Origin of the sequence: uncultured Kordia sp. (genome assembly GCF_947489565.1) — a bacterium.
Lineage (GTDB): Bacteria > Bacteroidota > Bacteroidia > Flavobacteriales > Flavobacteriaceae > Kordia.
On the sequence record NZ_CANLEA010000003.1, the window covers coordinates 1 to 12,094 of the forward strand.

Annotated in this window: 10 protein-coding genes; 7 read left to right on the plus strand and 3 right to left on the minus strand. The window is 33.9% G+C overall.

Annotation, left to right across the window (positions count from 1 at the left end; genetic code table 11):
* Positions 1-776: 776 nt before the first annotated feature.
* Both Q0845_RS04720 and Q0845_RS04725 read right to left on the minus strand, forming a co-directional pair.
* Positions 777-3,698 carry a GEVED domain-containing protein gene (locus Q0845_RS04720; RefSeq protein ID WP_298509935.1) on the minus strand — a complete coding sequence of 974 codons (2,922 nt, stop codon included), beginning with the start codon at positions 3,696-3,698 and terminating at the stop codon, positions 777-779.
* 502 nt (positions 3,699-4,200) lie between these two features.
* Positions 4,201-6,219 carry a putative porin gene (locus Q0845_RS04725; RefSeq protein WP_298509938.1) on the minus strand — a complete coding sequence of 673 codons (2,019 nt, stop codon included), beginning with the start codon at positions 6,217-6,219 and terminating at the stop codon, positions 4,201-4,203.
* 162 nt (positions 6,220-6,381) lie between these two features.
* Here Q0845_RS04725 and Q0845_RS04730 point away from each other — a divergent pair, with 162 nt between their 5' ends.
* From Q0845_RS04730 to Q0845_RS04755, 6 genes are all read left to right on the plus strand, one after another.
* Complete coding sequence (locus Q0845_RS04730) at positions 6,382-6,978, plus strand: ribonuclease HII (protein WP_298509941.1); 597 nt, start codon at positions 6,382-6,384, stop codon at positions 6,976-6,978.
* Positions 6,979-7,034: 56 nt separating this feature from the next.
* Complete coding sequence (locus Q0845_RS04735; protein ID WP_298509944.1) at positions 7,035-7,412, plus strand: hypothetical protein; 378 nt, start codon at positions 7,035-7,037, stop codon at positions 7,410-7,412.
* Positions 7,413-7,462: 50 nt separating this feature from the next.
* Positions 7,463-8,989 carry a dienelactone hydrolase family protein gene (locus Q0845_RS04740; protein WP_298509947.1) on the plus strand — a complete coding sequence of 509 codons (1,527 nt, stop codon included), beginning with the start codon at positions 7,463-7,465 and terminating at the stop codon, positions 8,987-8,989.
* Between the two features lie 163 nt (positions 8,990-9,152).
* On the plus strand, positions 9,153-9,395 hold the full coding sequence (locus Q0845_RS04745; RefSeq protein ID WP_298509950.1) for a hypothetical protein: 243 nt from the start codon (positions 9,153-9,155) through the stop codon (positions 9,393-9,395).
* Between the two features lie 61 nt (positions 9,396-9,456).
* A complete protein-coding gene (locus Q0845_RS04750; RefSeq protein WP_298509952.1) occupies positions 9,457-10,440 on the plus strand; it encodes a hypothetical protein in 984 nt (327 codons plus the stop codon).
* Positions 10,441-10,507: 67 nt separating this feature from the next.
* The gene (locus tag Q0845_RS04755; RefSeq protein WP_298509955.1) at positions 10,508-11,338 is read left to right on the plus strand and encodes a hypothetical protein; all 831 of its coding nucleotides are present in this window, start codon (positions 10,508-10,510) and stop codon (positions 11,336-11,338) included.
* 110 nt (positions 11,339-11,448) lie between these two features.
* On the opposite strand, the gene Q0845_RS04760 is transcribed toward Q0845_RS04755, so the two are convergent.
* On the minus strand, positions 11,449-11,643 hold the full coding sequence (locus Q0845_RS04760) for a hypothetical protein (protein WP_298509958.1): 195 nt from the start codon (positions 11,641-11,643) through the stop codon (positions 11,449-11,451).
* A 101-nt stretch (positions 11,644-11,744) separates the two neighbouring features.
* Between Q0845_RS04760 and Q0845_RS04765 the strand changes: the two genes are divergently transcribed.
* On the plus strand, positions 11,745-12,068 hold the full coding sequence (locus Q0845_RS04765; protein ID WP_298509961.1) for a hypothetical protein: 324 nt from the start codon (positions 11,745-11,747) through the stop codon (positions 12,066-12,068).
* The last annotated feature ends 26 nt before the right edge of the window (positions 12,069-12,094 follow it).

Consider the following 12,094-nt stretch of genomic DNA (forward strand, 5'->3'; position numbering starts at 1 on the left):
CTAAACGTTACCGTTTTTAGCGGATGCAAACATACAACCTTTTTTAGTTCTCAGCAAAATCTTAAGCAATCTTTTTTTACAAAATTTCTTAATCTCTTTACCTTTTCAAAAAAACTCTAGAACGTATACTTTTTTCGCCGCAACGTATCCCGTTTTAGCGGCTGCAAATATAAGCAGCTTTTTATTCCATCCAACTTTTTTATAAACCTTTTTTTGCCTTTTTTTTAACCAACCTTTTAATACACTATTTTCTAGTGGATTATGTTATAAACTTTTTTTGTCTTTTTGTGGATTTGTGGATTCGCCTTTTGCTTGGTTGTGGGTTAACGATTGAGGCATTGTTGAAGCTCCTCACTTCGGCTACGCTTAGTGACCTTGCTTTTACTTTACTTAGTAGATTGTATCACACTTATATCTATACACTATATAGTGAGAGCGACTGGCGAAAGCGTGACCCTTTGTATTTTATTTAAAAAGACAAAGGGAAACCCCGTTAGATCTTTGGTCTTTGGTCTTTGGTGTTAGGTCTTTGATCTTTGATCTTTGATCTTTGGTCTTTGGTCTTTGGTCTTTGGTCTTTGGTCTTTGGTGTTGGGGGTTTGGTGTTGGGATTTATTCTATAATGTTTCTTTATGAAATAGATTTAAAAACTAATGATGATATATTTTGCGATATACAGAAACTAAAAATTGCCATATTAGTTGGTTTTACATCCAAAAAATATGGCAATTATTTATGAGGTAGTTTTATTGTCTACTACCTTATTTATACTGGTATTATTTTACAATAAATTTTTCAGTTATAAATGCATTAGATTCTGTTCCTCCTACTTTTAGTGTATATATACCAGAAGCAGCTTGAGACATATCTAAGTTTACGATATAAGAGTCTGCAGATGATCTTGATAAGTTTTTAAACTTAAGTTGCTGACCATTTATGTTATATATTGCTGCATACACAGAACCGTCATACGATGTATTTAGTACAGCTTGGAATTGGTTTTCGCCTTTTTCTATAATTTTAAGATCCGAGTTATTGATCAACGAAAACTCTTCAACGCTTAACGTTTGAATGCTTGCTGTATAATCTTCTGTTTCTCCATAAGTTGTTTCTACACATGCGTCGTCAGGAACTGCAGCATTCCAATTTGTTTTTGCTCTCATTCTGAAAGTACCTTGATTTGCATCTGCAGGTATTGTTACATCTACAGTATCCGTAAAAGTTCCTCCAGTTTGATTTGCACCTAATATAAAGTCAGTAACTACTTTTTCATTAGTTTCAAAAATATTGTTGTCATTAAAATCTATCCAAACCGTTAGATATTGATTCCCATAGTTTGTTGTTACTGTTAATGGATATGTTACTCCAGGTTCTAAACTTGCAATTTGATCTGTAAAATCACCATATCCTTCACAAGCAGAGCTATTGTTAATCTCTGCAATAGAGAATAATCGTAAACCATCACCTAAAGTACAATCTGCAGTAGGTGCACATACAGTATTCTCAACCATTGTGGTAACACTGTCATTACTTGGCATCTGATCTCCAACTAATAATGTTGTCGCCGTGATTGTATATACAGCAATATTTGACAAATCAGCAGTTAGCGGAAATGTATAATCGAGTGTTTGCTCTGGGTTAATTGCCGTAGTTATAGTTCCTCCAATTGGAGTTCCTCCATCTACAGTGAATTGAATCGGAATATTATTCTGCACATTCGCACCAAAATTTCTTACCGTCACAGTTACAGTCTCATTACCAAGACCAGAAGCTGTTTCTGGAGTTATAATACTTATAACTCCAACATCATTGTTTAGTAAATGCGTTACATCTTTAGTATATGGATCATTTTGCGTAAATTGATCTGTAGCAAGTGAAGTTTTTGCTTCTATAGTATAGGTTTGCCCTGAATTTGACAAATCGACGTTTTGAGAAAATGTATAGTTTGCTGTTTCGCCTGAGTTAAGTGTTCCTGTGAAAACTTCTGAAGCAACTAATGTTCCATCAACTCTCAATTCTACAGGAATGTTTGATTGTGTTAAGTTACCAAAGTTTCTGATGGTTACTTCTACAGCTTCTGAATTTGTCAAAATTCCATTTTCAGGAGTCACAATATTAATAATCCCTGTATCATTATCAAAACCAGGAGATAAACTAAAAGAAGCTACTCGAGATCTCCAAGAATTATTCGCTGCAAAATATTCGGCTGTATGCCAAAAAGTAAATCCATCTGGATCCATTGTTAGATGTGAATAATCTCCAAATCTATTTGAAAATGTTTGTACTCCAACACCATCAACTATTGTTGTTTCTGCAACAGACATTTGCCCTAGCGGATCTGAACTGAAACGACCAGTATAGGCAATACCTACTGGCGTAGCAGGACCAGCAATATTAAATCCAAGTCCTATATTTCCTTGTAAGTCGATTGCGGCAGAGCCCATAAAACGACTAAGACCATCTGCAGGCGCATAGGTACCTTCTTGATAAACACTCCAACCCGTTGAATCACTATTTCTTAATTCAATCCAACGCACACCCGAAGTATCATTACCATCTACATCAACGTTAAATGTGATTACCCATGAGTTGTGCACTCCAAAACTTCTATAATTTGCTGCATATGATATTACACCACCAATCATATCAATTTTTTGATTTGTTCCTGGCTGATCAACATCTCCTGTTCCGAAAGGTGCGAATACAGAATCGAAAGCGCCTAAAGGAATTTCAAGCGGCGCTGAAATTGCAGAGTTTGCAGGAACATTCCAATCCATATCAATTTCCCATACTTTTAAATGGTCATTTGTTATAGCAGTACTCCATCCATCATCTTGAAGATATACAATATAACCTGGCACATCAGTAGGATAAGCATTTCCTAAAAGATTTGCTGGTTCAGGACTAAAAACTGTATTTGGATTGTTTACTATACCTGGCAATGCGAAACCTACAATTTGTGGGTTTGGATCACCATTTAATATTACATCTCTTTCTAATACGTACACTGTTTCTGCACCACCTTTATTAGCTGTCAGGTAATATCCATCTGGCCATATTGAGTAATGCGGGTAATCAGGAAAAGCATCAAATACAAATTCATATACATTATATGCTCCTGTAGGATCTGGCGTATCAGAAACTCCTAAAACTAAAGAGTTAGTCGCAGCTCCAAATTGACTTACAAAATATCTATCAGCCAAATGATCATACATTATAATAGGATCTCCATCGTTATTTCCTGAACCTAAGAATGTACCTAAAGGTGTAGGACCTGCCAATGTGTTTCCATTTTTATCAAAAATCTTTACTGCGGTATTTACTGCATTTACATAATGGTTTGGACCTGCAGCACCAGATGGATCTGGAGGCGTAGAACCACCGGATTCATTTACTGAAATACCGTCGAAGTTTTCTTCCAAATTAAACATTGCTGAATAATTACCATTCGATCTTTGTCGTAAAGGATCGACACCGTTAATTGGAAGTCCGTTAGGGTTTAATTTTTCATTTGCTCTAAGGTTGTTAGAAATTATTCGTATTTCATTGACCCTGTAATCTTCCTCTTGATTTACTGCAAAATCTCGCAAAGGAATTGTTTTTCCTTTAAATTCTCCTTGAATAATCACAGTAGGATTGTTTTGCGAAAAGGCAAACGACATACACAGAAGAAGTGGAATAAGTAATAACTTTTTCATTAATTTTTGGTTTAGTTTAATAAATAGTAATCTCTAGTGGATGCAAATAGGAACATTTTCAAACATTCAGAGATTTTTAAATAGATAATTTCTATACGCTACCAATCACATAATCAAAATGAAAAGCAAATCTTATCCTATAAAGACTATTACTCTTTTCTGAATATGGCAACTACTTCATTGAATTTTATCATTAATGAGTTTTTTGTACTCATAACAAACTAAAACACCAACTAGTTGCTTTTCAGAAAAAACAGCATTTCTTCATGTATTTTTTTGATAATAGTATTAGAAATTAAGCAATTTTTGATAAAAGTATTGTTTTTACAGCTAGTTTCAAAAAGTTATTTTATGGAAATCATGCAAACTCTTTATTAAGAAAGCGATTACTACATACCTGAAAGTCTTTTTACTTTATGAGTAGAAAGCAGCACAATAAAATCCGCAATCAACTTATTTGCAGACGCATACACCCTAAATCAGTAAGTTTTCTTGCTTTATTTTAAGAGAAGAAATTCCACACAAGTCCAAAACGAACCACGAAATCACGATATGGCTGATTTGGCGCTGAGAAAAAGTTGTATCCTGTAAAGGAAGAATTTAAATGTTCTAGTTTGAAATAAATTCGAGTACGTCTTACTTTAGCATTGATGAAGACATCAAAACGCGGAAAACCTCCTATTTTTTGTTGATTTTGACTGTAGAATTCTCCTAACAATGGACTGTACGCATTTCCAAAATATTCTGTAAAGTAACTAAATGTAACTCCTGTTTGAATGAAAAGTGCCTTTTTGAACCATTTATCTGTATAGTATAACGTGTTTCGTGTTACCAATTCTGGCACATTAAACACATCTCCTGTTTGCGTTACCTGCTGATACATTACTGTATTGTTAAGAGCAATTTTCCCATAACGAAATTCTTTCCCAACTTTTACTTTTAAATACGTAATTCCATCCTGACTTTGTTGTGGCGATATTTGACTATCAGCAACAAGTCCTGAAAAGTATGTGTAATTATCTAGCGACGTAAAACTTACATCGGCATTTCCCCATTTTTTAGATTTTAGGCTAAAGTTGATGCTTTGCGTGCGTTCATTTTTGAGATTGTTTCGCCAATTGTAGTTTATATAATCGCTTTGATTGATGATAAAGTTAAAGTTTGGCGCTTTGGAATTGATGACAATAGATGCTTCTGCGTTGAAATCGTCATTAAATTTATAGCTTGCGCGACCCGTAAAATAGTTTCCTCCAAGTTCGCCAGATACATTTGCTAATAAATCTGCTTTAAGCTGAATTCCAGCAATCGTATGTCGCCATTCGCCTCCAATAGAAATCACATCTCCTTCTATTCTATTCGGAATCACATCTCCTGTGGATGGATATAAAATTTTATCAAAAAAGTAATCATATTTTGTATGATTGGCTTTGAACTTTACATCTCCAAAGGTTTTCGTAGTATAACTCAAACTCGCTTGATTGAATAGTTTTCGCAATTGCGATCGATCTCTTATCGCAGATGAGATAAAACTATCTCCAAACAATGCATTTTCATTATCCTGATTGTAGATATAGTATTTTGTTTCGTAATTGAAGGTATGTCCGATACGCAAATTATTATCGCGAAGCGAATCTTTTTGTCTTACAATTTTGTAATCGTGTTCTAGATAATATCGCTTTCCTACCAATATGTTTTCTGCATCTTGGAATTGTACTGATAAACGCGATCGATCTGTAAATTCTTCTACTCCATTTTCAAAGTCCGCTACAGCTTCTGTTGTCAAACCTCCATTTTCGTTGTTCAACACATCTTGTGAGTAAAAGTGCGCACGCAATCCGTAACGATCATTTTTAGTTCGGTAATTCGCTGTCAATCTAAAATTCCCAGTACTACTCAATACATTTTGATACTTTCCTAACGAACGCATTCCTTTATAAGCAATAGAAAAGTTCATACGTTTCGAAGTATTCATTGTAATAAAAGCATCTAATAATTGCCCTTGCTCCATCGCCGTTTTAAAGAACAACTCTGTCGTTGGTGTTGGCACATTAAAATACTTTACATCTTCAATTTCATCATAATTAAAGTGTTTTGCGCGCATTCCAATACTCGGAAAAGCAGAAGCTCTATCAAATGAATATCCTAAACTGTTATAGGTTTGTCCTAAGTTTGAAAAAGGTATCAACTCAAAATCGTCCCTTCTTAGGTAATTGTATTTATAATCTTTTTCAATAGTTAATGTCGTATCTAAAATCGTAGTATCGCGATCGTGCGAAATGATTTTATACAAATTGATGTCGTATTCTTTTCGTTTGGCAGTCCTATCCTTTTCAGAACCTTTGTTTTCTCTATTGAGCGGTTCTTCTCCTCGCTGATCGAGTCGTTGCTTTTTTTCTGGAACTGGTTTAAATTCTCCTTCCTGTGCTTGTACAGCAGAAACAGTAATACATATAAATATAACGAAAAGGATGTGCTTCACTTCTTTGATTTTTTTAGCGTATACTGCATAGTCTTCATTCATTGTACGCTAGCTACGCAACAAAAGTATACTTTTTGATCGAAATAAAAAGCTAAGATTTGTTATTGAAATCATAAATTGTTGTTTTTGAGGCTTCATCGTTTTATTTTTTCTATTTTGATTTGACTTATAGAACGAATAGTTTTGTCTTTAAAGATTTTACGCATGTTAGCATTACAATTATTTGAAGGTATAGAAGCTGGAACCGATGAAGCCGGACGCGGATGTCTCGCCGGACCTGTGACAGCAGCTGCCGTTATTTTACCAAAAGACTTTTCAAATGATATATTGAACGACTCCAAACAGCTCAGTGAGCGAAAGCGTGAAATGTTACGTCCAATCATTGAGTTGGAAGCGCTAAGTTTTGGTGTGGCACATATTTTTCCGAAAGAAATTGACAACATAAATATTTTAAATGCTTCTATTTTGGGCATGCATAAATCCATTGATCAACTTTCCATAACTCCAGAACATATTATTGTCGATGGAAATAAATTCAAACCTTATAAAGAGATTCCGCATCAAACTATTATAAAAGGTGATGGAAAATATTTAAATATTGCAGCTGCTTCTGTATTGGCTAAAACCTACCGAGATGCGTATATGGAAAAGATTCATGAAGAGTTTCCTATGTACAATTGGAAAAAGAATAAAGGATATCCAACTGTTGAACATCGTGAAGCCATTAAAAAGTATGGCGCCACAAAATACCATCGCATGTCATTTCGCTTGCTTCCAGAGCAGTATACGTTAGATTTATAATATTCATAGAATTTTCACGTTTATTTTTCATACATTTAATATTAAAACCGACCGTTATGAAAACTAAAATTATTTTATTCCTACTTGTAGGATTCTTAATTTCTTGCAACAACGATGATGATGCAACTACTCCTGGAAATCCAATTTCAGGAACTTGGAAATTGATTGATGTTTCCTGCGAATGTGCACCACCAAATTTTCAAGCAGATCACATTTGGAATTTCGATCTTTCTCAAAATAAATTAATGGTAGCTAATGAAGTCGATGAACCTTTACAAATCTTTGAGACTGGCATCTACTTTTTTGTTTTAGGGAGCAATACGATCACCTTGCAAGATCTTCCGTATGAATATTTCTTTGAAAATGACAGATTGCATATCGGCTATCAATACCAAAGTGATGGCCCATTAATGATTTTTGAAAGACAGCAATAAACTGTAACAATTATAAAAAATACAGCTCTCTAAGGTAAACACAAACCAATATGAGAGCTTTTTTTATACTTCTATTTGTAATTTTTTCGGCTAATACATCTTTCGGACAAATTTCTCCAAGCGATTTTCAACTTGAACATGGAACATATAAAGTAGGCTTCAAACACTACCAAAAAACAGACGCTACACGAACGTACACTCGTGTTTTTGAATGGACAAATACAACCATTTCACGTCCAATCCCAATCAGTATTTGGTATCCGAGTACAGAAACAACTGCGCAAAAAACCACCATTTTAAGCTATCTAGAAATTTTTAAGAACGAACGCGAGTGGGAACATTTACCCAACGAACAATTATTAAACTGGTTTCCATATCCTGTAAATAACACACACAACAAAGCAATACTAAACCATACGACAAGAGCATTTGTGAACAATAAGATTGCCAACGGAAAATTTCCTATCATTATATATGCGCCGAGCTATGAAGCGTCTTCTATTGAAAATTTTGTGTTGTGCGAATATCTAGCCAGTCATGGATATATTGTCATTTCGAGTCCGAGTCGTGGCGCTGATATGAAATATTTTTCTGGAGGAACGCATAAAGACATGGAAGCACAAGCACGTGATATTGAGTTTTTACTACAAGAAGCACTAACGTTTAAAAATACAGACGCCAGCAAAATTGCGACGATGGGATTTAGTTTTGGCGGATTGTCAAATGTACTCGCGCAAATTCGCAATAAAAACATCAAAGCTATTGTAAGTTTGGACGGAAGCATTCGGTATAATTATAAAGTTTTACAAGAATCGCCTTTTCATGATATCAAAAAAGTTGATACTCCTTTTATTCATTTCGCACAAAAAGACATTCCTGAAACAGTATTGAAAGCAGACAAGATTGATCCGAAATTGAATGATGAGTTTGAATTCTACGATAATTTGATACACAGCGATGCATACAAACTCAAGTTTCACGATTTAACACATGCTAATTTCAGTTCGTTCGGCGTTCTATTTCGTCCAAGAGACAAACGACAAGATAAAAGTGATCAAAAAATTCTCGCTTCATACAAATTGGTTTCAAACTATACCTTACACTTTTTAAATGCATACTTACGAAACAATCAAACTTCTATACAGTTTCTGTCAAATACACCGCAGCAAAATGGAATTTCGTCAAATTTACTTTCTAAAGAATCTAAAAAAGCAATCGAAAAACCGTTTAACTTTCCAGATTTTAATGATCTCGCTGCCAAACAAGAATATCAAAAACTAGAAGATTTACACAAAAAACTCATACAAAAACATCCAACTTTAACATTACCCGAATGGAAATTGAACAATCTTGGATTACAACTCAGTTTCAATCCAAAGACATCTTCATACGGAATTTTAGTGTTTAAGTTTGCCATCTATCTTTATCCAAAATCTGCCAACTTACTTGACAGTTTAGCAGAAGTGTATTTATTTACAGGTGATATACAAAATGCGATCGTTCACTTTAAAAAATCGCTTGCGCTAGATCCAGAAAATCAAAATGCAAAAAATCGATTGAAAGCGTTGAATAAATGATCAATTTTTTCGTTGTACATATATGTTGATTCGCAATAAACATAGAAAAATAATTAAAGCATTCAAGCGGTACTTTAACAACGAAGTTAAAATCCCTAGAGTTTTACCTAAAAAAGGAATTATAAGTAGCGAAAAAACAGGCTGGTATATTCGATACATATTTTTGAAAGATGAAAATGAAAACGTATGTCTCGATTTTACCGCTGAACACAGAATGACCAATCCCAGACATTGTAGAATTTCATTAAATGGTGAAATTACACATTTAGAAATGTATAGAGAATGTTACGGATTTGATTCTGATATTCCGGGAGACAAAGAAAAACAGGAAAAAGAGTATTATGCTCATAACAGAAAAGTTTCTCAAATACTGATAAAAAAAGGGCTTTCAGACAAAAGAAAGTGATCAATACTTATTTTAAATCAATCAAACTACATCCAAAATTATAAATACATAAAGTCAGCTTATGAACAATACATTTCTTACCATTATTCTTGTATTTTTTGTGCAATCTTTCGCTTTTGGACAATTTAGTAGAGAAAACATAGAGACTGATTCTAGCAATATTAAAATTGTTAGAAATTCTGCATATAAAACCTACACTGAAACTTATAAACATAAAAACTTAGAATGGTATAGTGTACATTTTATAAAAGATACTACACGCTTACATACCGAAGGTTGGTCACTTAAAGACGGAGAAAATATTGGTGTTTGGAACGAATACAATTTTGACGGAGAATTACTATTCACGAGAGATTATGACAATGCTACTTGCACCATCAACAAAACATTATTTCCTTTTCATAACCTGCTTGAAAAAATGAAAAAGAAAGCAGATCAATTAATAATTGATACGTACAGTAAAACATTCTTTGACAATCATGTTCGTTTCAATTTTGACTGTACTGCGCATGATAAAGATGGATATGTGGGTAATTGGACAGAACCTATGAAAAGAAAGCCCACAGAATTTCTATTTCAATATCAAGTAAAATTAAAAACTTCCAAATGGTATGATGAAATGATTACTATTGAATTGGACGAACAAGGAACATATATACTTAAAAAAGGAATTGGAAATAATTACGGTTTTGAGAAGGCAACTACGAAACATAAAACATTTCAAATTGATGAACATAAAGCGCTAGACATTGCAAAAACAAAAGGTTTAAAAGTAAATCCCTCAGAAGAAGTCATTGCTTTTTTGACATGGGAAAGCTTTAGAACAAAAACATTCTTTAATGGTCAATTTATGTATTACATTATTGAGCTTACAAAAGAAATAAAAGACATTAAAGAAAAAGGGCGCTCCAAAATCATTTATAAATATAATGTCTACACTTTCAATCCTTGGTCGGGAGAATTTATCGAAAAAAAGAAAATGAAAAGAGTTAAAACATGGGGACAGCGCAGTGGATTTACATCAGGATTATTGCCCGACGACTAAAAAATGATGTGCAAACTGAAAAAATGATCTCAAATACTATAACTTTAATGTTTACAAATTACGTCCCATGAAAACATTACAAATTCACCTTGCCAAAACGCAGTATTATCGTTGGTATCAATTGTATGAACGTCCTATGACGGATGCGCGTATCAGAAATCAGTTAGAACTTTTGGCAGAAGATATTTTGCTACAAAGTGCCGCAGGGGAAATGCGCGGAAAGGAAAGTTATCCCGAACGCTTAAAAGTGTATGAAGGTTGGCAAAATGCACATCATGTACAAGAGATTTCAATTCAAGAACACGAAGATGGTTTTTTACAGTTGAACGCTTCTATCCGTTATCAAAATATAAAGCCTGATGGCGAAAAAGCGAGTTACACCATTGATTATACAATTAATTTTGAGTCTTTTGAACGTTCACTTCCGCAGTTTAAAACTGTAAAAATTACACCTACAGGACAAACAAATGATATTTTCGCAGATGCATATCCGGAAAATCGCTGTAAAGCTTCCATGCATTATTGGTTGGCCAACATGGAACAATGTGATGGAAATGCAACTCCTTTTGTAGAATTGCTAGCAGACCGTTTTGAGTTGAATTTTTCTAGTGGAAAAGTGAGTTCCATTGAAGAGTTATCTACCTGGCTCAATGGCGCGCCAAAACATATGAAAGAAAGCAATCATCATCCAGAAAATTTTAAAGTAACTGTTATTGACAAAAATACTTATGAAATAAATGTTGAATTTGACTGGAATGGCATCACACTAGATGACAAAAAAATGATCGCTCGCACGGCACATCATTGGATTCTTACTGACAACCCCGAAGAACGATTTGCACGAATTAAAACCATGAATGTAACTGCGCTTGTGCCTTTTACCGTTGTGGAATCATAATAATTATACTTGTTATTCATCGCTTTTGTATAAAGCAAAAAACGATAACATACAAAATGCACTTTCACAGAAATGAAAGTGCATTTTTTTTAAGGCATCAGTTGCTTTTTTTAGTTCCCACGGAAACAACCTGCACTACCGTGACAAACCACCGGAAGTGTATACGGAGGACATCCTAAAGAGTTTTTACTAACTCCTCCAGGATTGCATGCTCCACCGCTAATTCCTCCAACAATTGCATCTGTTCCTAATTCTGAAACAGTTTGCTTTCTTAATTTCAATGACTTTAATTTAGTCTTTTTCATAATAATAATGTTTTTATGTTATGTTACTATGGGTACTATTCAAAAAATCATTACCCACTTTTTTAAAAAAAATGTATTTTTAGCTTATTAAATTATTTTTTATGTGGGAAGAACGACTTCAAATTTTTGACGCTATTGTAGAAAAATGTCCTCGCTTTGAGCGAAAAGGAAAAAGTATGATTTATACATCGGCAAACGGACATATGTTTGGCTTACTCAACAAAGCAGGTGAAATTGGTTTTCGCTATTCGAAAGAAGTACAAGAAAAATATATCAAAGAATTTAACTCCGATTATTACAAATCGCATGGCGCTACGATGAAAGGATATGTTTTAATTCCGGATGAAATGCTTACTGACATTGATAATTTAGCCAACTATTTGAACGAAAGTTATGAGTATGTGATGTCTTTAAATCCGAAATAACAGCTAAACTCACTCAAAAGCCAATT